19 protein-coding genes and 1 pseudogene are annotated in these 20,586 nt (G+C 51.5%); 10 read left to right on the forward strand and 10 right to left on the reverse strand.

All coding sequences use genetic code 11. The features are described 5' to 3' along the window. Positions 1-17: 17 nt before the first annotated feature. From WDY75_RS30845 to WDY75_RS28665, 5 genes and pseudogenes are all read right to left on the reverse strand, one after another. A pseudogene (locus WDY75_RS30845) lies at positions 18-363 on the reverse strand (response regulator transcription factor); the annotation flags it as partial. A gap of 72 nt (positions 364-435) precedes the next feature. Next, positions 436-1,755 carry an FtsW/RodA/SpoVE family cell cycle protein gene (locus tag WDY75_RS28650; RefSeq protein ID WP_063478390.1) on the reverse strand — a complete coding sequence of 440 codons (1,320 nt, stop codon included), beginning with the start codon at positions 1,753-1,755 and terminating at the stop codon, positions 436-438. A 252-nt stretch (positions 1,756-2,007) separates the two neighbouring features. Next, positions 2,008-3,330: an FtsW/RodA/SpoVE family cell cycle protein gene (locus tag WDY75_RS28655; RefSeq protein WP_063478389.1), complete on the reverse strand. Its 1,323-nt coding sequence runs from the start codon at positions 3,328-3,330 to the stop codon at positions 2,008-2,010. 1 nt (position 3,331) lies between these two features. Then, positions 3,332-3,661 carry a PadR family transcriptional regulator gene (locus WDY75_RS28660; RefSeq protein WP_063478388.1) on the reverse strand — a complete coding sequence of 110 codons (330 nt, stop codon included), beginning with the start codon at positions 3,659-3,661 and terminating at the stop codon, positions 3,332-3,334. Positions 3,662-4,119: 458 nt separating this feature from the next. After that, on the reverse strand, positions 4,120-4,656 hold the full coding sequence (locus tag WDY75_RS28665; RefSeq protein ID WP_063478387.1) for an NAD(P)H-dependent oxidoreductase: 537 nt from the start codon (positions 4,654-4,656) through the stop codon (positions 4,120-4,122). A 168-nt stretch (positions 4,657-4,824) separates the two neighbouring features. Between WDY75_RS28665 and WDY75_RS28670 the strand changes: the two genes are divergently transcribed. The 8 genes from WDY75_RS28670 (at position 4,825) to WDY75_RS28705 (ending at position 13,561) form a co-directional block, all read left to right on the forward strand. Continuing rightward, positions 4,825-5,526 carry a dihydroorotate dehydrogenase electron transfer subunit gene (locus WDY75_RS28670; protein WP_063478386.1) on the forward strand — a complete coding sequence of 234 codons (702 nt, stop codon included), beginning with the start codon at positions 4,825-4,827 and terminating at the stop codon, positions 5,524-5,526. After that, a complete protein-coding gene (locus WDY75_RS28675) occupies positions 5,507-6,439 on the forward strand; it encodes a dihydroorotate dehydrogenase (RefSeq protein ID WP_063478385.1) in 933 nt (310 codons plus the stop codon). Before WDY75_RS28670 ends, WDY75_RS28675 begins: the two co-directional genes overlap by 20 nt. A gap of 158 nt (positions 6,440-6,597) precedes the next feature. Next, the gene (locus tag WDY75_RS28680; RefSeq protein ID WP_063478384.1) at positions 6,598-7,509 is read left to right on the forward strand and encodes an FMN-binding protein; all 912 of its coding nucleotides are present in this window, start codon (positions 6,598-6,600) and stop codon (positions 7,507-7,509) included. Positions 7,510-7,559: 50 nt separating this feature from the next. Further along, the gene (locus WDY75_RS28685) at positions 7,560-9,434 is read left to right on the forward strand and encodes an FAD-dependent oxidoreductase (RefSeq protein ID WP_063478383.1); all 1,875 of its coding nucleotides are present in this window, start codon (positions 7,560-7,562) and stop codon (positions 9,432-9,434) included. A gap of 251 nt (positions 9,435-9,685) precedes the next feature. After that, positions 9,686-10,126 carry a hypothetical protein gene (locus WDY75_RS28690; RefSeq protein ID WP_006207770.1) on the forward strand — a complete coding sequence of 147 codons (441 nt, stop codon included), beginning with the start codon at positions 9,686-9,688 and terminating at the stop codon, positions 10,124-10,126. A gap of 34 nt (positions 10,127-10,160) precedes the next feature. Beyond that, positions 10,161-11,165, forward strand: coding sequence for a polyprenyl synthetase family protein (locus WDY75_RS28695; RefSeq protein ID WP_063478382.1), 1,005 nt, complete (start codon positions 10,161-10,163; stop codon positions 11,163-11,165). A gap of 85 nt (positions 11,166-11,250) precedes the next feature. Beyond that, positions 11,251-12,435: a PCYCGC motif-containing (lipo)protein gene (locus WDY75_RS28700; RefSeq protein ID WP_006207767.1), complete on the forward strand. Its 1,185-nt coding sequence runs from the start codon at positions 11,251-11,253 to the stop codon at positions 12,433-12,435. Between the two features lie 193 nt (positions 12,436-12,628). Continuing rightward, complete coding sequence (locus WDY75_RS28705; RefSeq protein WP_063478381.1) at positions 12,629-13,561, forward strand: hypothetical protein; 933 nt, start codon at positions 12,629-12,631, stop codon at positions 13,559-13,561. 50 nt (positions 13,562-13,611) lie between these two features. Here the strand turns inward: WDY75_RS28705 and WDY75_RS28710 are convergent, their stop codons facing one another. The 5 genes from WDY75_RS28710 to WDY75_RS28730 are packed head-to-tail and all read right to left on the reverse strand — an operon-like array spanning position 13,612 to position 17,038. After that, positions 13,612-14,403, reverse strand: a complete 792-nt coding sequence (locus WDY75_RS28710) for an energy-coupling factor transporter transmembrane component T family protein (RefSeq protein WP_063478380.1) — start codon at positions 14,401-14,403, stop codon at positions 13,612-13,614. A gap of 24 nt (positions 14,404-14,427) precedes the next feature. Further along, a complete protein-coding gene (locus WDY75_RS28715; protein WP_036644104.1) occupies positions 14,428-15,291 on the reverse strand; it encodes an ATP-binding cassette domain-containing protein in 864 nt (287 codons plus the stop codon). Further along, positions 15,240-16,112 (reverse strand): ATP-binding cassette domain-containing protein, encoded by an 873-nt coding sequence (locus WDY75_RS28720; RefSeq protein WP_063478379.1) that lies wholly within the window; start codon positions 16,110-16,112, stop codon positions 15,240-15,242. Before WDY75_RS28720 ends, WDY75_RS28715 begins: the two co-directional genes overlap by 52 nt. Before the next feature lie 16 nt (positions 16,113-16,128). Further along, a complete protein-coding gene (locus tag WDY75_RS28725; protein ID WP_006207762.1) occupies positions 16,129-16,674 on the reverse strand; it encodes a Gx transporter family protein in 546 nt (181 codons plus the stop codon). After that, on the reverse strand, positions 16,658-17,038 hold the full coding sequence (locus tag WDY75_RS28730; RefSeq protein ID WP_063478378.1) for a NusG domain II-containing protein: 381 nt from the start codon (positions 17,036-17,038) through the stop codon (positions 16,658-16,660). The genes WDY75_RS28725 and WDY75_RS28730 overlap by 17 nt, the downstream gene beginning before the upstream one ends. Before the next feature lie 137 nt (positions 17,039-17,175). Between WDY75_RS28730 and WDY75_RS28735 the strand changes: the two genes are divergently transcribed. Both WDY75_RS28735 and WDY75_RS28740 read left to right on the forward strand, forming a co-directional pair. Further along, positions 17,176-18,243 carry an FAD:protein FMN transferase gene (locus WDY75_RS28735; protein WP_063478377.1) on the forward strand — a complete coding sequence of 356 codons (1,068 nt, stop codon included), beginning with the start codon at positions 17,176-17,178 and terminating at the stop codon, positions 18,241-18,243. A gap of 22 nt (positions 18,244-18,265) precedes the next feature. Continuing rightward, positions 18,266-19,015, forward strand: coding sequence for a Crp/Fnr family transcriptional regulator (locus WDY75_RS28740; RefSeq protein ID WP_006207759.1), 750 nt, complete (start codon positions 18,266-18,268; stop codon positions 19,013-19,015). Positions 19,016-20,586: the final 1,571 nt, after the last annotated feature.

The following is a 20,586-nucleotide window of genomic DNA, read 5'->3' on the forward strand; positions in this document are numbered from 1 at the left end:
GACCTTGGCGTTCAAATGCAGCAGCTTCTTGGCACGCAGCAGCAGAATACGGGGATCAAACGGCTTCCGTACATAATCATCCGCACCGGACTGCAAAGCCGCAAACTCATCGTCCGCCTCGCCTTTAGCGGTTAACAGCAGAACTTTCGTATGGCCAAGCTGTTTAATGGTTCTGCATACTTCAATCCCGCTCCGCTTGGGCATCATCCAATCGAGAATGACCAGATCCATCTTATGATGATAAAAGAGGTCGACCGCCTCTTCCCCGTCCCGGGCAAGAAAGACAGTAAACCCCTCTTTTTCGAAATAAGCTTTCAAAATATGAAGCATGTGCTGTTCGTCATCTGCTATTAACAGGTTCATATACGTCTCCTTTTAACCTCATCGTGAGTATATATGCCCATCAGTATAACAAAAGACGATCTTCCACAGCAATTACGCCGCCTTCACAGAAGGCGCATCCCCCGCTTCGCTTGGAATCATGTTCTTCCGTCTGTAGATGGAGAGAAGCAGGCCGACCGCAGCGAGGTCCATGATTTGGTTCATCCCGCTATAGGAGATGAATGGCGGTTCTAATGTAACTTTTGGAAAAACACCCAATCCCATTAACATAGGCCAGAGCAAGCGGAATCCAAAAACAACGATCAGTAACGAAGAGATGTGTTTAGCATAAATGTCTTGGTGGACCGCAGAAATGTTCCATATCCTCATGAGGAATAGAAGAATCAGCACTCCTGTCGCAATCCCGAACATCCACCCGAAACAATAGATCAGATAAGGAAACACGTTTTCATACAGGACATAAGGGATCTTCGGTGTAACTTCACCAAATCCTTGTCCAAACCAGCCCGCTGCCTGGATCGTCTCAGCGTTATTCCCCATGTACCACAATTCCTTGGCTGACGGATTCACGAACTCTCTCCACCTGAGCAGTAAATGATCCATGCGAGTGAAGAGAAAAATGGATAACCCCGCAAGAGGCATCACAGAAATCAAGGCAAATTGTTTTCGGCTTCTGCTCGTTCTCCAAGTTAATACAAGAAACCCGACCGTATAAATGTACGTGTATATAATCGAGCTGCTTATGCTGTACAGAACTACTGGCAGAACCCCGCGATACAAGATGTTCAGTACCGTCTCCCACCGTCCCCACTGGCTGGCAGGCTTCATGCCTGCTAAGGCGATCAGAAGCGGCAGCAGCGAGAACGTGATGATATTGACGCCGATGAAACCTATATTGATATAAGGAGTTCTCATATCGTATAACTGCCCATATAACAGCGAGAAGGCTAATAGAAGGACGACGAAGAAAAACACAGGTGCCGAGTACTTTCTCAATTGCCGATAATCCAGAAAATAAAAAACGGTCATACATAGAACACCGATTCCGAGGTAGAGCAACTTTCTCTCTGCAAGGACGATGGAATACCTTTCGTCTCCGTAATACACACTCAACATGCCAACCAGCCCTATAATCAAAAGAAGCCCCAGCATCACCAGCAGCTTCCAATCCATCTGGGGCCGATGGGCCATGTGCAGGCTCTTGCCGATATCCTCCGGGACCCCCATCTGTTTTACCGCATCCTCCACGGCCGATTCTTCCGTATTCCCCTCCCGCATCAAAAACTCGACCCGATCTTCGATATGACTGAGCAGTTCCTCCCGAATCTCTATATGCATTTGTCTTGTGCGAACTTGTTTGCACACACGGTCCAAAAATTGCCGAACAATCTGATACTCCTCCATTTGCCGCATGTGGTTCCTCCTTGACAGAATATAATTCAGCATTAGCTTCCAGAAGTTTAATGACATCACGCCATAATAATCTTGCATATATAGGCAGGTTACATTAGCTAAATGATGAATACTTTTACAATAGTTAATTTAAAAAAAGATAACTCTCCCTAAACTTCGAAAAGAGTTATCTAATCATGATGGGCTAAAACAGTAGAAGTTGTACGATAAACCTGTTCGATATAACATAAGCTGGCTACATCAGCATTGCAATTACGCCGCCCTCATAGGAGGCGCATCCCCCGCTTCGCTTGGAATCATGTTCTTCCGTCTGTAGATGGAGAGAAGCATACCGACCGCAGCGAGGTCCAGCATGTTGTTTGTGCCGCCATAAGAGATGAATGGAAAATCCAGACTCACAACCGGTACCACGCCAAGTCCCATAATGATCGGCATGAGCAGGCGCAGGCCCAACACGACAATGACACCGGTCACGATATTTTTCCCGTAGGAATCGTGAAGTACATTGGATATGCTCCACATTCTGGCGAGGAACAAAAGAACGACCATCCCGACCACAATGCCAAACATCCAGCCGAAGCAATAGATCAGATAGGGATATATGGAGTCGCTGTAAACGAACGGGATCCCCGGATTCGGCGTTGCAAAACCTTGACCAAACCAGCCGGCAGAAGAAACGGCATCGGCGATGGTCCGCATGAAGTAGCCCCCGGCTCCTTCTCGATCTGCAACCCCCTCCAGTCTCCACATGAGATAATTCCTTTTTGTAAACAGGACAACCGCCAATCCAGCAAACGGCAGCAGGGTCAATACTGCAAATTGTTTACTATTCTTTTTGGTAGTCCAAGTCAGTACCAGGAACGCCAGCAAGTAGATGAACATATACACCATGGATCCACTCAGACTGTACAGCACGATAGGCAGCACACCCCGATACAGGATGTGAAATACCCCCTCCCATGGTCCCCATTGGCTAGCAGGCTTCATGCCTGCCGCAGCAAATAGGAGAAGGAAGACGGAAACCGTTCCCAGCATGGGAATCACAATAGGCCCGAAGTGAAGATATAGGTTTGCCCCATTCACATTTGAGCCGAAAAATTCCGTCATCGCCATGAGGCACAGCGTGATGAAAAATAAAAATCCTGAATATTTTTTAAGCTTTTTGTAATCCAGGAAATAGAGGGCGATGAGAAGGATGAATCCTATACTCAGAAACAGGGCTTTTCTTGCGAATATATCTGTGACGTGTTCCGTACCGGCATAGTCCACGCTCAGCGCGCCGAACAGTCCAATAATCGAGAGCAGGGCCAGCAGGACCAGCAGCTTCCAATCCATCTGAGGCCGATGGGCCAGATGCAGGCTCTTGCCGATATCCTCCGGGACCCCCATCTGTTTTACCGCATCCTCCACCGCAGGCCCTTCGGCATTCCCCTCCAGCATCAGCAGCTCCGTACGCTCCTCAATATGCCCGAGCAGCTCTTCGCGGATTTCCGGATGCATGGCTCTGGCACGCACCTGCCTGCACACGCGGCCCAGAAAATCTTGCACCACCTTGTATTCTTCGATCGGTCGCATGCTAACCACCCTCCCCGATCACGGTGTCTACCGCCGTGCGGAACCTGACCCATTCCTTGGTCTTCTCACGGAGCTGGTCCTTCCCAAGCTCGGTAATCCGGTAATATTTACGCTTTCGGCCATCATGCTGACTCCAAGAGGATTCAAGCCACCCTTCCGCTTCAAGCGTGTGCAGAATCGGATATAACGTGCCTTCCTTCATCAGGAATACCCCCTCCGAGCTTTGCTCGATCTCCTTGATCAGCTCATAACCGTACATTTCCCGCTTGTTCAGCACGGTAAGCAATAAAATGACGGTGCTGCCCTTAAGCAGCTCTTTGTTAATGCTCATTCTCTTATCACTCCAATACCTAGATAATCTATGTATCGTAAATCTATGTATACGAGTATAAAATAAGCTTCCCCATATTGCAACGGTAACTTCTCAAGTAATTAGATGCTCCATGTCCTTGTCGATCACAAATGATTCGTGCCTGCGCATCTGTGCCCCACGCTAAAAATAAAATCACAGCAGCTCCAGTAAAGCCTCTCCTTACCGCACGCTGTATGACTCCACAGCGAATAGCCCGGAAGCTTCAGCTGTCCGGCTATTCCAACAGTTTTCAATTATTCAAACAGCTATTCCATCCATTAATTAAACAGCTCTTCATTTCTTCCTATCCAAACGGCCACGGAACCTCAACAGGCCGTAGTTTCAAGTATGGGCAACGACCATTTGGCCTTCCTCGCTGTTCGTAAAACCGTAAAAGATCGCTACGCAGGAATCCGCACGCTTTTTGTGTACCTTCCTTATCGGGACCGCACCACATTTGTTACATGCTGGGCAAAATCCTCCGCATAACGCCGCAGCTCTTCATCCGTCAGCTGCATGGCATTATGGACGGTAAATACCGGCAAGTACGCCGCGCCTACCAGACTGGCCGTCACTTCATACGGCCGTGTCAGCTCCTCCACCGTATAACGGTTGTATCCCCCGCTGCCATACGCTTCTTCGGCTCCGCCGGTCGTCACGGCCACGCCCCACTCTTTCCCCCGAAGCTTGTCGCCGCCCGGACCGTACGCCCATCCGAAGGTCAGCACCTGGTCGAACCAATGCTTCAGAAGGGGCGGTGAGCTGTACCACCAGAAGGGAAATTGAAACACGATTCGGTCATGCTGAAGCAGCAATTGCTGCTCTGCCGCGATATCGATGCATCCACCCGGATACTGTTGATACAGGTCATGCACCGTCACATCTTCCATAGATCTCACCGTCTCGGTTAGTTCCCGATTGATCCGTGATCCCGTTTGCAGACTCGGATGTGCAACGATTACCAGTGTTCTCATGTAGGATCCCCACCCTTTTCTAGGTCTAGTGTTATGTATACAAAAGGTATCAATCCCGACCGACGCCCGAATATGAGAAATGTCACAGGTAGCGTTATCCGTCTGTGATACTGTAGCAAGGAACATTGCGGGCGAAAATAAAGTACGCCAAGGGAGGAGAATGAGAACGTGGCCCTTGTTATTCAAAATGTCAAACTGGCTCATCGCATCTATCGACTTACCATTCAAGGCAGCTATTCGGCACGAATGGGGCAGTTCTTCATGCTTCGCTGCTGGGATACCTATCCCGTGCTGTCACGACCGATCAGCGTTCATAACCTGACGGAGGACTCCGTTTCCTTCTTGTATCGCGTGCATGGAACAGGCACATGGCTGCTATCGGCGCTTCAAGCGGGTGACAAGATTCAGCTGGAGGGGCCTTTCGGGCAAGGATTTCCTGAGCCCCAAGGCCGGACGGCACTGGTAGGAGGCGGCATTGGAGCAGCCCCACTGCTGCTGGCAGCTAAGGAAATACCTGATGCCAGCGTATATCTGGGATACACCAGCGTCCCTTTCGGACTCACCGGATTCCACGAGATCAGCCGCAATGTCACCGTCAAATCCGGCGGCACCATTGTTGATGCAGTGGACCCAAGCCGCTATGACACGATATTCGCATGCGGACCGGTTGGCATGATGCACAGTCTGGCCCAAAAAACGGAGAGTACTAACGCCGAGCTTCACATCTCCGTCGAGAAGCGAATGGGCTGCGGCATCGGGGTATGCAACAGCTGTACGGTGACTTCCGCAGGCAAGAGCCGCAAAGTATGCACCGATGGTCCTGTCTTCCCGGCGAAGGAGGTGAATTGGAATGATCTCCATCGATTGTGAACTGGCAGGCGTGCCGCTATCGAATCCGATACTGGCGGCATCAGGCACCTTCGGATTTGGCAAACCGTATGCGGATCTGTATCCGCTTCGCAAGCTCGGAGGCATCGTTTCCAAGGGACTGACCTTGAATCCTCGCCCCGGCAATACAGGTACGCGGCTCTATGAAACGCCATCCGGCATCATGAACAGCATTGGCCTTGAGAATCCGGGGATCCGGGCTTTTCTGGATTCGGAATTATCCGAAATGGCCTCGCATGGGACCGCGGTCATCGTCAATCTTGGCGGCGGTACCTTACGTGAATATACGGAGGGCGCCGAGCTGCTTACGGAAGCCAGCCTCAAGCTACAGGCAGCAGGCAAGCGTGCCATCGATATGATCGAGCTTAACATCTCCTGCCCCAACATCAAGGAAGGCGGACTTGCCTTCGGCGTTGAGAACGAACAGGCACAAGCGGTGGTCCGGGCTGTCCGCAGAGCTACTGCGCTGCCTCTGCTCGTCAAGCTCTCTCCCGGAGCACGGGATTTGAAGGAAATGGCACGAATGTGCGAAGCCGAAGGCGCTGACGGGCTTTCCCTTATCAATACGATTCAAGCGATGGCGATTGATATCCGGGAACGGCGAAGCGTATTTGACAGGGCTTATGCCGGATTATCGGGGCCGGCGATTAAACCGATTGCACTTCGCATGGTTCATCAGGTAGCCCGATCCGTATCCATCCCGGTCGTTGGGATCGGCGGAATCAGCTGTGCCGAGGACATCCTCGAATTCATCATGGCAGGTGCGGCAGCCGTGCAGATCGGCACCTTCAACTTCATCAACCTGCGAGCCGGCGATACCCTGGCTGAAGAGCTGATTCAGCTGATGGATCGTGAAGGGATCCCTTCGCTGGATGATATTCGAGGCATCATCTAGCCTAATAGCCCTCATCGGGAGTCATTCAAGTGGTCCCACACCCGGAGCATTATTGCTATTTGTGATTTTTTTCACCGATAACTATTCTTTTTAAGAATAAAATGAACTCAAGAACAACATTTGTGAAGTAATTCACAAAATTATAGGAGGAAACCAGAATGAAAAGGACACTCTCTCTATCCCTCTCCATTATGTTAATGTTTGCGCTGCTCGTTGGCTGCGGGGGCAACGGAGACCAAGAGCCTGCCACCACGGACAAACCGGCAGAGAGCCAAAACACGGATAATGGCGGAACTACGGAGCAACCGGCACAAGAAGGAACAGCCCTGCAAGACGGCTTGTATTACGCTGAAGGCGAGTTTGCCGAAGATTCCGGCTGGAAGGAGCTCGTAGCCATTCAAGTCGAAGGCGGAAAAATCGTCAGCGCCAACTGGAACGGACTTCACAAGGACGGCGGCTTGGACAAAAAGACTTTTTCCGAGAAGGGTTTCTATGGCATGAAGGAAAAAGGCGGCGCTCAAGCGGAATGGCATGAGCAGGCAGCCAAAATGGAGGAATACCTCGTGGCTCAGCAGTCTGTCGATGGCTTGACCTTGAACGATGAAGGCCGCACGGATGCCGTTTCCGGGGTATCCATCCACGTCAACGGATTTACCGAACTGGCAGCAAAAGCCCTCGCGGCAGGACCTGTCGAAGCAGGACCATACAAAGACGGCAGCTACCATGCGGAAGCGGCTGACTTTGATGCCAACTCCGGCTGGAAGGAAGCCGTTGACGTAACTGTCATCAATGGCAAGATCGCAGCCGTTAGCTGGAATGGTATTCACAAAGACGGCGGTACCGACAAAGTGACCCGTTCCAAATCCGGGGAGTACGGCATGAAGAAAGGCGGCGCTCAGTCTGAATGGCATGAGCAGGCTTATCAAGCCGAGCAGTACTTGATCGAAAAACAAGATCCGCAAGCAATCGTTACGGCCGAAGACGGCAAAACCGATGCCATTTCCGGTGTATCCATCCACGTCAACGGATTCGTAGAACTGGCAGCCAAAGCACTCGAAGGCGCTAAATAAGCAGCAAGAGCGATAGAAACAAGACAACTATTCCTTGAGGGGAGATTCGCATGAAACAGATTATCGTGCTGGGCGGCGGATATGGCGGCATACTCACGGCCAAGAAGCTGGCTAAACGACTGCGTAAACAGAAGGATTTGCGGATAACACTCATCGACCGCAAGCCGTATCATACACTGCTGACCGAACTGCATGAAGTAGCCGCTAACCGGGTAGAGGAAGATTCCATTAAGGTGGATCTCAAAAAAGTGTTTGCCGGATTCCGCAACGTGGATGTCGTGCTTGATGAGATCGGCGATATCGATTTTGACAACCAGAGACTCCGCGGTGAGAAACAAACCTATAACTACGACTATCTTGTCATCGGAACAGGCAGCAAGCCGACCTTCTTCGGCATACCGGGCGCGGATCAACACGCCTTTACCCTGTGGTCCTATGATGATGCGGTTCGCTTGAAGGAACACACACTGAACATGTTCCGCAAAGCGGTACTTGAGCGCGACCCGCAGGTTCGCAAAGAAATGCTGACCTTCGTTGTGGTCGGCGGCGGATTTACCGGCGTTGAGATGATCGGTGAACTGGCTGAATTTACTAAAGAGCTCTGCAAGGAGTTCCATGTAGAGCCAAGCAAGGTAACTCTTCATGTTGCCGATATGGTCGACAAGATCCTCCCAATCCTGCCCGAGCCGCTAATACGCAAAGCCGAGAAGCGGCTGCGCAAAATGGACGTCAACATCATTACAGGCTCCAAGATTACAGAGGTTAAAGCGGACGGCGTTACCGTCGGCGGCAGCGACATTAAATCCCGTACGGTGATCTGGACCGCAGGAGTCGAAGGCTCGGACGTGGTTGGCAGCATGGATGTTGAGCAAAAAGGCCGCAAGCGGATTTTGACCAACGACAAGCTGCAAATCCCTGCCCATCCTAACGTGTACGTTGTAGGCGACAATATATTCTACATTCCTGAGGGCGCAGCTGCACCTGTCCCGCAGATGGTAGAAAACGCGGAGCTGGCAGCCCCGGTCATCGCATTTAACATCGTGGCCGAGCTGTTGAACAAACCGATGAAGTCCTACAAACCGACGTTCCACGGCACGATGGTCTGTATCGGCAGCCGTTACGGGGTAGCCAATGTGGGGGTTCCGGGCCACATGTTCAAGCTCAGCGGCTTCCTGGCTATGGCAGTCAAGCATCTGATCAACATGGTGTATTTGTTCCAGGTGTGCGGCTTCAACAAGGTATACCATTACCTGCTGCATGAGTTCTTCCATGTCCGGAACAACCGCAGCTTTCTGGGGGGACATTTTGCGAAACGGTCGCCGAATTTCTGGCTCGTTCCGCTGCGGATTTTTGCCGGATGGATGTGGCTCTCCCAAGGCTGGGATAAGATTCACAAAATTATCGACGATCCGGATAAAGTGTTCCTGATTCCGGCCAAAGCAGCCGACGGCGTAAGCGCGGCCTCTGCTGCAGGCGCTGACGCCGCCGGAGCCGGAGCGGCAGATGCGGTGTCCGCCGCCTCCGCTTACACGGCTGAAGCGGTCTCGGCACTGCCGGTGCCGGATTTCATAAAATCGATGGTGGACTGGTCGATGGACCTCATGTTCTATACCGGCGACGGCGGTTATACTTCGCTTGCTTATGTGTTTCAGACCTCGATGGTACTGGCTGAGCTGATCGTTGGCATCCTGCTGATTGTCGGTTTGTTCACGGCTCCTGCAGCCATAGCCAGTGTTGCTATGGGCGCCATGGTCTGGGTATCGGGCATGGCACCTAACGAAATGCTGTGGTACCTCGCAGCAGGGATCGCCTTGATCGGCGGATCGGGCAGCACGTTGGGTCTGGACTATTACGTGTACCCTTGGCTCAAAAAGGTATGGAAACGAATACCGCTGGTAAGGCGATGGTACGTGTACACGGACTAATCCCTTTCACTGTTATGAGAATAACCGTCACCATGCACGGCTGATTCATCTCATAAGCCGCTTCTGCGTCGGTATTTGGAACCCCATGATCAGACCTCAGAGCCGCGCATGTGTCCAGAGCGTAAGTTGCGTTCCCTTGTCGTTGCGATGCCGCCGCGGATTCTGCCCTGGTCCCCGGCGGTAACGGACGATTAAATGAACGTCCTGCGCTCTCTAATCAACACGAGCCTTCCGGAAGGAGTCAATCAACGATGGATATGAAGCTTTTACAAGATACAATCGACATGCTTCGGTCGCATATCGATTCCGGAACGGATATCGATTGGACAGATATGGATAACAGGCCGGTGAGGGACATTGCCGATATGCTGGACGCTTATGAACTGGCCCATTCCCGCAAAATGACGGTACTGGCATGCTGCATCCTGATTCAATCCGCGCTCAGCAAGCACGGCAAGCTGCAAACACAGGATAACGAGAGATTGACGAGGATGCTGCTCGACGGCGATTATTTGACCGGACTCATGTACCGGATTGCCGTCAAACGGAAGGAGTGGAAGCTGCTGTCCCGGCTCCTGCCTTTTCACAAACGCATGCAGCTGACCCTGCTGAAGAAGAATGCATCACCTGAAGTCCTGCTGAGCGAGCTGAAACGTGAAATCCGCAGCTACCTGGAACAACGGAGCGCATAAGGAGCCCTTAAGGGAAAAAGGAGCGATTATTCAGATGAATATTCATAAACAAATAGGAGTGGATCTCGCTTCCTTCGACCGCCTGCTCCGGGAGGTGGTCATTTCAGACCGTGACCTCTCCCCTCCATCCGTTGTGCTGGAGAGCGTCGTGAATCTCATCAACTCCGGTGGCAAGCGGCTGCGGCCGCTGATGGTCATGCTCGGCAGCCGTTTCGGGGTAAGCGGGCATGAGTCCGCCGTCATGAAAACCGCCGTGCTGCTTGAATATCTACACATGGCTTCACTGGTGCATGATGACATCATCGATCAATCCGATATGCGGCGCGGCATGCCAACCCTGCATGAAACAACGGATGTTCAGACGGCCGTGCACATTGGCAACTACATGATCGCCCGTGCGATCGAGTGGGCTGCTGGCCATCCGGGCGAGGAATCAGACGGGGCCAGCGAAGCTGTCTCCGAGGAGGATGCTTACCGTTTGGCAGAGCTTGCCGCTCTCGTGACGGAGCTCTGTATGGGGGAGTACGACCAGCTGCATCACCGCTTTAACTATGATCTGACGATGGAGCAGTACTTGGAGAAGACACGCTGCAAAACCGCCCTGCTCATGGCTCACTGCCTGAAAGCGGGCGCTGAGGCGGCCAAAGCAGATGCCAGAACCGCTGAATTGCTCTTTCAATTCGGCGAAGCGCTGGGGATGGCGTTTCAGATCCGGGATGACCTGCTCGATTTCACGCAGTCCAAGGAGACCATCGGCAAACCCGCAGGCGCCGATCTGCGTAACGGCAACATTACGCTGCCCGTGATCTATGCCCTGAACGAACCTGCCCTTGCAGCGAAGATCAGGCAGCTCGGCCCAGGCTCAGCGGATGCTGACATGGATGAAGTGATACTCCGCATCGCGGGAAGCAGCGCAACCGAGCAGAGCGAAGAACTTGCACGCTCCTACGCGGAGCAAGTTCAGCTCATGATCGGTGAATTGGCCGATCATCCGGCCCGGTGTGATTTACAGGCTTTGCTCCATTATTTTCTGCCCTAAAGACATGAACTCATATATTCCAACTTGAACAGGGATCGTCCAATACGGGCGCATCCCTGTTCGGTATGAAAGGATGTTCAAGCACATGAATCACAAACAAATATGGAGGTGGAGAGCAGCGCTGATCACCTTCCTGATCCTGCTTGTCGCCGGAGGTTTCATGCTGTTCAAGTCCTCTCCCCTTGCCGATGGGGCTGCAGGCGACACACAGGTGAAATCCATTGCTGTTTTTGCTCTTAAGGGCTGCGGCAGCTGTTCCATAGCACTGGATGCCATGGAACAGCTGGAAGCAGAAACCCCTGCCTACCGCTTCCAGTACTTCAGCATTTCGGAGGATACGGAAGCCGTTAACCGGTACGGGATCATCCAGCATCCCACCATCCTGTTTCTGAACGCTCAGGACGAGGAAGTCGGCAGATTGACGGCAGATATTTCGAGCGAACGGATTATGCGCGAGCTGGAGACCCTCGCCGAAGACCCGGAGCGCGTGAGCCCGGCTCAAAGCACGATTATATCCGCCGTTCCCAGCACCATGCCCAGCGTAACTCTCCATGCCTATGACCCGCACAGCGGTTTATTCACGCCCGTGTCCCAGTATGTTCAGGCGGATACCGCTGTCCGTTATGCCAAGGTCAGTGCCATGACGATGCTGACCCAGCTTGGGGATCTGCTTCCACCTGAACTTGAGAGCGCCATTCCAGCAGGCGTAACCTTCGTGGAGATCCGAACCGAGAATGGGACAACCGTGGTTGAATTATCCACCTCCTTCCGTGATTTTGCCGCCTCGGAGGAAGGACAACGGGCAGAGCAGGCTATCGCTTTGACACTGCATACGTTCGAAGGTGTACATGGCGTTCAAGTGGTAAGCGGTTCGTATCGGGGGAGCGTGCTGCAGGCGGAGGATCTGGTCGGCCGATCGGACGGAAAAAGCGACTATCTGCTGAACCCGGCTTCGCCCCTTCCCCATATAACCAGTGTAAAGGAATACAATACGGCGATTCTTCACGCCAGCCACTTAGCCTTTATGCCCTGCTTCTGCGGGTGCGGTGATGCCGGCCACAGCAGCAATCTCAATTGCTATTATGCCAGGGGAGACGATGGCCGGCTCACGCCAACCACCCACGCAAAATTCTGCCAAACCTGCCTCGACATCACGAATATGTATCTGGACGGCAGGCAGCAGGGCCTTGACCTGAAGGACATCCGGCAGTCCGTTGATCAGGCCTATCAGGGGATCGAACCGACGGACACCCCTTTGCCGTTAGATTAATAGGGAGCACAGGGCTGCAAGATGATCTCACCAAAATAATCGTTCAGTCTTCCAATTCATACGTATTATTACCATTTTATAACTTTACGCCTAATATGAATCTAGTCTATGATTTGACTGGGTAAATCATCCATGGATCGTATACATCGGGCAGTGAAAATCGACGGATTCAGAAGAGGGGACTTATTGAAGAGTGCGCAAAAAATACCTGAGTTTTATGACAGTAGCCTTACTATTTCTCTTGTTTGCCCATGAAGAGATCAGGGCTTCAAGCCAGAAAATGAATTTGACTATTTCTAACGGAGTAACCTATTACGGGGAATTGAAGAATAACAAGCCCCACGGGAAAGGCACCATGAGATGGGGACCCTACAAAGTGTACAGCGGGGATTGGTACAATGGTCAAAGATCCGGCTTTGGCAAGTACATATCGGATAGAGTCTCTGATCATACGATCATCGTCTATGAAGGTGAATGGAAAAACGATCGTCCGAATGGAAGCGGGATTCGCAAAGAAAGCAACCCCGAACTAGAATTCTATAGCATCTCAAAGGGTCTGTTTCAAGATGATGTCTTTACATCAGGTCATTCCATTGTGCAATCGATCGGCGAGATTTGGTTTGAATATCAAAATGGGAACACCTACTTGGAATTTTCAGTCATGGATAACGAGGATGCTGCTGTAATGCATTCCGAACTGGCAGACGGTACCATTGAAATTCTGAAATATTACAAAAGAATAAAGTCAACGCCTGACTTCAAAGGGTTCGAATATGCAAGGAGCGTAGAGGATTTCGGCAGTTCCTCCAGCGAAGGCATATACAGGCCCGGTGATTATGATCTGATGGAAATCTATACGGGGGTCCATCAATATTACGCTGGCGGGAAGTATTATAGAGCAGAGAATTATAAGAGCGGGAAACTGCTTTCAGCCAAAGACGTACTGGAGAAGGGACAGTTCGATGCGAGCCTCCAAAAGAAAATCAAAGATCATAAACATGTCTTGCTACCCTATCTGAGCGAATTCTCAACACTGTTGAAGGAGATTGAAAATGTCCCGGAGTCAACAGGCTGTCGCAATACCTCCACAAGCATATGCGGTTCCTTTCCGATTAAATTCGAGTAACCAACCGCAGTCCCTTAGGGACTGCGGTTATCTCCATGTTCATGACATACCTACAGCAGTGCAGCAGCGGCCACAGGCAGCAGGAACGCCCCAACAAACAGCGTGTCTGCCCGTTTCCATACGAAGGCCCTGAATCGGCTTCTCGGCGCCCCCAGACGGTATCCTCGCGCTTCCATGGAATCGGCTAGCCCGATAGCGCGGCGGAATGCGCCTGTCGTTACAGGCACCAGCAGGGCAATGATCAGCCGCGCCTTCTCTCTCAGCGGCCGGGACGACAAGTCGAGTCCCCGGGATTGCTGCGCCTTCCACAGCCGTTCCGCCTCCTCGAAGATAGTCGGAATGAACCGAAGCGCAATGCCAAGCATCAGTACCAGGCGATCAGTCGGCAGACCGATACAGGTCAGCGGCTTCAGCAAGCTGCCGAGCCCCTGGGCCAGCTGCTCCGGTTGTGTCGTAAAGGTCAGCACCGCAGCCAGCATGATGAAGAGCGCCATCCGCGATGCGGATACGATGCCTTTTTCCAGTCCGCCCGCATACACCTTGAACGCACCCGCATCCAGCAGCTTGCTGCCCCCTGCATCATACAAAAGATGAAATACCAGAATGAACAACATCAGGAACATAAGCGGCTTCATGGCTCGTATGAAGTAGCGGTACGGAATTCCGGTACCTCGGATCACCGCGAGAGTAAACAGCAGCAGCGCGAGTGCACCCATGTACCCGTCCACCATAAACACGGCCACCATAAACAGCGGCATGGCCGCCATCTTAGCACGGGGATCCAGCCGATGGACCCAGGAATCGCCTTCCATGTATCGCCCCAGAATGATTTTTCGTTTCATGACTGCCCCTCCCTTCGCTTATGCCTATGATTGTGATTCGAGAAGCCCCGCATACCAGGCCGCCAGGGCTGCTGCATCCGGCAGCATCTCCGGTGTCTCTATTCCCAGCTGCGCTGCAAGAGTACCTGCTATCCGTACCGAAGACGGAGCCATCAGACCCGCCTCCTCCAGTACCTCCTGCTTGTGCACCAGTTCCCGGGCCGTGCCTTGAAAAATAACCCGTCCGCCCTTGATTACCACGAAATCATCCGCATAGGATACAAGCTCCTCCAACCTGTGAGTAACAACGATCACCGTCTTCCCCTCCGCCTTGGTCAACCCATGCAGCCGCTGCATCAGATCCTCGCGGCTCGCAGGATCAAGGGATGCCGTAGGCTCATCCAGGGCCAGGATATCAGGATCAGCCGCCAATACAGCCGCCACGGCCGCCTTCCGCATCTGCCCGGAGCTTAACTTGAAGGGACTCTGTGCCAGCAGTGCCTCATCCAGCCCGACGAAGAAGGCTGCCCGGCGGACCGCTTCGGCGGCTTCCGCTTCACTCCATCCGAAATTAAGCGGCCCGAACAGCAAATCCTTCTCCACCGTATCCTCAAACAGCTGCTGCTCCGGATATTGAAACACCAGCCCCACTCTTTGCCGAAGCTTGGGAGGGATCTTCCTGCTGTCGCCTGATTCAAGGTTGAAATCCAGAATGCGAACCAGCCCCTCATCTGCCCGCATCAATCCGTTCATATGCTGAAGCATCGTGGATTTTCCCGAACCCGGTGCGCCGAGGACAGCAATCATTCGTCCTTCTTCCAGCTCCAGATTCAGCCCGTCCAGTCCAAGAATCGGGGTCATCCCCCGGTCCCGGTAGCGGTAAGATACCTCTTCGAATGATATAACCATAACGCCTCCTGCACCTCCTTCTCCCTGACAAGCTCACCGATATCGATCCCACGCTCTTTCAGCTCCCTGCACAGCTGAAGAGCAAATGGAGCCTTCAGCCTGCACCGCTGGAGCAGGTCCTCTCGCAGAAGCAGCTCCCTCGGACTGCCGTCTGCTGTGACCATTCCGCCATCCAATACGATCAACCGGTCGGCTTCAGCCATCTCCTCCACATCATGGGTGATGGAGATCAGGGTATACCGGCCATCTGCATGCATCGCTCTCATGGAATCCAGCAACTCGTTCTTGGACTTCTCATCCAGCATGGAAGCCGCCTCGTCCAGGACCAGTATGGAAGGCTCCATGGCCAGTACAGCAGCAATGGCGGACCGCTGCTTCTGTCCGCCGGACAGGGTTGCCGGATGGCGTTTTAACAGATGGACGATATCCAGCCGTTCCGCATAGGTCTGAATTCGATGCTGCATCTCTTCCCGGCTCAGACACAGATTTTCCAGGCCGAACGCGATATCGTCCTCCACGGTCAGGCCGACAAATTGATCGTCGGGATTGGCGAATACCATGCCGATATGGCGCCGAATGTCGCCCAGCATACGGCCGCTTTGCTCCAGACCATCGATGAGAATGCGCCCGCGGCTCATGAGAAGCAGGCCGTTTAACAGCCGGATGAGCGTGGACTTCCCGGCCCCGTTCCTTCCGGCGATACAAACCCACTGCCCATGTGGAATAGCCAGCGAGACGTCCTTGAGCACATTCGTGCAGCCTTGTCCGTAGTACACATGCTCCAACAGGACGGCATGCTTTGATTTATCGATTGTGCCCATGCCCTTCGCCCCCTCCTTAGCTTTCCGCATGAAACATGCCAAACGGATCAATCCGTCTCAGGGATTCAATCAGATGTTTAGCAGCCCATCCGACAAAAATCCCCGTTACCACCCCTGCCCCGAGCAGGAACGGCAGGTAAAAGTATATTTTCGTTGTACCCAGTACGAGCGAGGCTGCCGTCAATTGGCCGATATTATGAGCTACACCTCCCGCGATGCTCACGCCGGTCAGACTGAAATTGCTTCCGCCGAGCCGGAGCATGACATACATCACCAGGAAACTGCCCAGAGCCCCAAACATGCTGAACATAAATGTCGAGAAACTTCCCAGTATAAAGGCGGTCAACAAGGTTTTTAGAACAATGAGCCACAGGGCATCCTTCCCCCCAAGGCAGACCAGACAAGTCAGTACGAGAATATTGCCAAGTCCCAGCTTGGCACCGGGTATCGTAACCGCGAACGGAATCAATGCTTCCACGATGCCAAGCACCACCGATAATGAAGCACAAATGGCGATCACGATCAGTTTGCGCAGCGCATAGGGATCAGGAGACAACGGCATCGGGCTCACTTCCTTCAGCTTGATCTCCGGTTACTTCCACAAACACGCGATTGGGCAAGCAGACAATGGTGTCATGGACATCATGGACGTGACCGAAGCCAACGCAGAGCTGGTCCGGACAATCCGACTCAACCATCTCGATTCCCTCGTGCGATATTCTCAGAAGGTTATGCCCCCGCTCTGTACGGATTTCTATATCCTGCGGTTCCTCCGTAAGTACCACCGTATCATAATGCTTGCCGTTCACCTCGATCATGGCATAGGTTCCTTTCGCCGTTCCGTCTTCTCCCATAAACCTGGACAATCCAAACCAGGCGACAACGGCTATCAGTACGAGCGCTATTCCAATATCTCCGCGTTTCATCAGCATCTCTCCACTCCGCTTTGCTTATCTTCATTATCAGGCCAACACCAAGTGCCAGAAATGATTTTTCTCACATTCAGCACGATAAGGGTCTGATACGCTGGAATCATCAGAATCGAAGAGGAGGAGGCCCTGCCATGTACCGCACGTTTTTTTCCTTCGGCAGTAAACTGGTCATGTCCGCCATCCTGTTAATAGGTTTAATAGGATGTGTGTCCACAACGGATCGGAAGGAAGCAGCCGTAAGCACTGCACCAGCAACCGAACGTTATTTTATATTCGACACGATTGTAAGCCTGCGTGTTTATGACGAACGGATGACATCCCAGCATTTCGATGAGGTGCGCGGACTGCTGGAGCAAATCGACCAACGAATGAACCGTCTGCTTGCAGGCAGCGAGATTGATCAGGTCAATCAGGCAGCAGGGGCTTCTGCTGTAAGCGTCTCAGAGGAAACCTTCAAGGTTGTTCAGACAGCCGTTGATTACGCAGCAGCTTCTGGCGGGCATTTCGACCCGACCATCGGACCGATCGTCGATCTATGGGGAATAGGCAGCGAGCATGCGGCCGTGCCAGAGGATCGTAAATTGACTGCGGCAATGCAGAAAATTGACTACAAGAATGTGACCTTGGAACCGTCCTCACACGCCATCATGCTGAAGAAAAAAGGCATGTCGCTTGATCTCGGCGCAATCGCCAAGGGCTATGCCGCCGATGTGATCGCGGATTATTTGCAGCAGCAGGATTTCAAATCCGCCATTATCGATCTAGGGGGCAATGTCCTCGCGATGGGTGCAAAACCGAACGGTTCCCCCTGGAATATCGGTATTCAGGACCCCGGGGAACAACGCGGACAGCACCTGGGCACCCTTGAGGTCGTGAATAAAACCATTGTCACCTCCGGTGTATATGAACGGTTCTTCGAATCTGAGGGAAACGTGTATCACCATATTCTGAGCCCCTTCACCGGCTATCCGGTTGATAATGACCTGCTCAGTGTAACGATTGTGACCGAGACGTCCATGGACGCGGACGCCATGTCAACTTCCGTCTTCTCGCTCGGTCTTGCGGAAGGACGGCGGTTCATTGAGAGCCGGGACGATGCTGAGGCTATTTTTGTCACCAAGGACCATCAAATCTATCTCACCTCAGGCCTTACCGAAACATTCAATCGGACCAACGACGATTATCAGCTTGCCGAATAAGCTTACGGAAGGAGAAGATCGTATGAAACAGAATAGGGGCACCAGGTCCGATTCAAGGGATGGAGGGTTGTTTCCCGCGGGCACTTCCCTCGTCTACTCACCGCCGCATCTCGCTTTAATCCGAGAGATTGCGGAGCCTGTCCGATTGTTGGCCGGCGATTATTTATATCAGGAGAACGATCCTGCTGACCAGCTGTATTTTGTTCATCGGGGAAGCTTGAAAGTGTCCAAGCTGCTTGAAGGAGGACTGTCAGCGACATTGTCCCTTCATATCCCCGGCGATCTGTTCGGTGAACCCGACCCGTTCGGGCGAGCCGTCCATCAATTCGAAGCCAAGGCGCTGGAGGATAGCGAGGTTGGGGTAGTACCGCAGACGGAGCTGGATAAAATCATCCGCACCAACGGCGACTTTGCCCTGGAATTCATGGGCTGGATGGCGCTTATGCACCGCACGACACAGAGCAAATTGCGTGATCTGCTGCTGCATGGTAAATCCGGCGCATTATGCTCTCTGCTGCTCCGTCTGTACAATATGTACGGCACGAATGGAGCAGGCAAGGACAGCAGAGCCATAATCAGCAAGCGGATAACGAATCTGGAAATGGCGGAGATGATCGGTTCAACCCGTGAAAGCGTCAATCGCATATTGAACGAGCTCAAGGAACTGGGCGTAATTTCAACCGAACGGGGACGCATTGTTCTGAATGATCCCGAGTATTTGCGAAATATTTGCCACTGCGAGGAATGCCCCAAGGAAATATGCCGAATGTAACAGAATAGCCTGAATGCCAGATTGGCAGCGATACCACCAACAAACCGGCGCTTCCTCGTGAAGCTGCCGGTTTGTTGTCATTGTCATGATAGCGGAATGAAATTTCCACATGAAAACAACGCTAATTAGTGATGTATTCTGACTCTTCCCTCGCACGCTATGATAGAATGGGTCCACAACAGCAGCTAGCAGATCAGAACCTGCCCTGTGTATTTCTGATAGCGTTTCCAATTCAATTATGCATAGAAATGAGGTTTTGCCCCATGACGTATCCATTTCAAAATCCGGACCTTCCGCTGGAAGAGAGGGTGAATAGGATCAACCTGAACTGCATAGCAAGAATTCATCAGATGTGCTTATTTCCCGGCTCAATCACCAGATTATTTTGGAAGTATAAGACTTCTAATCATTCGTATGGTTATGAAAGATAAAAGCCGTCATCAATGGCCTGCCTATGAGCGCCAGATACAATCTGGTGGTCTTTTTAGTTTTTGCACTAGGAAGGTTTACATATTTACAAAATACAAAAAACACATTAGATTTCTTCCATCAGTATTTTATTAAAAATAACCCGTTGGAATTGATCATCAGCGGGTTTTCAAAATTCAATTTTTTAACATATAGATCAACCGATTTGACATACCAGGAAGATGACCGTCATTTGCTAAAACAGTCTTACATAAAATAAGACCCACCCACGCATTCACGTGACAGTAGGTCTTATTTCGAGTTTAGAGGAATTTCATCTATTAGTTCCGACCCCGTATTCTTAACGTTTCCTACTGCAGCAGAAACGGGGTAGGAACGCATTTAAGCTGCAGGGAAAGGAGATAACAGTTCTTGCCCTTACCCTTATGCTGCAGAATATTAAAAGCGACATAGATTAGTCCTGGTGTTCGATCCATTTTTAGGATTTGATAAAAATCTGGCCATCGTTGCATCAAAGTCTGGTTTACCGGTAGTTATATCACACGCCACAAATTCTCTGTCCAGAGTCGTTCCTTTACCAGTTGCTCTGGCAGCTGCTTGAGTAATTTGCTGGTATCGGATAACTCACATCATTTTGATGCCGTGTATATAATAACTTGCTCCTCTATATCTAAGATTCCCCTAATACCATCTATTTTCAATTCGGCAATGTGATCCTTTGCAGGTTCATTTAAAATAAGTCCGTGTTAAGAAAGAGGAACTGCCTCAATAATACGTGTGGGGAAGTTCTGAATTTGTTGCTCTAGGATGCCAAGCGTCGTATTCGTCACTGGAGAAAATTGCACTCCCTTTTTTATTCAATATGAGGTTGTACAAATATAGAATTTATCAAATGTCGATGAGTCACCTCATACATATTACAAGTAAGATGTTAAAAGCGTGGAGGTGAGAAAAGTCTGAAAAAAATCAAAGCAATCCGGCGCACATGGCCGAATATCAGGCTGATTCAGAAAAAAATCAAACTTAATCGTAGGTTGATTCGGAATTTGAAGCGTGCGTTGTATCAAAACCGAAGGCATGCAGTTTTTAAAAGAAATAGGGATAAAGCAATAAGAAAAAGGAGGTTTTCAAATAAAAGAAAA

Origin of the sequence: Paenibacillus glucanolyticus (assembly GCF_037333485.1) — a bacterium.
GTDB lineage: Bacteria > Bacillota > Bacilli > Paenibacillales > Paenibacillaceae > Paenibacillus_AQ > Paenibacillus_AQ glucanolyticus.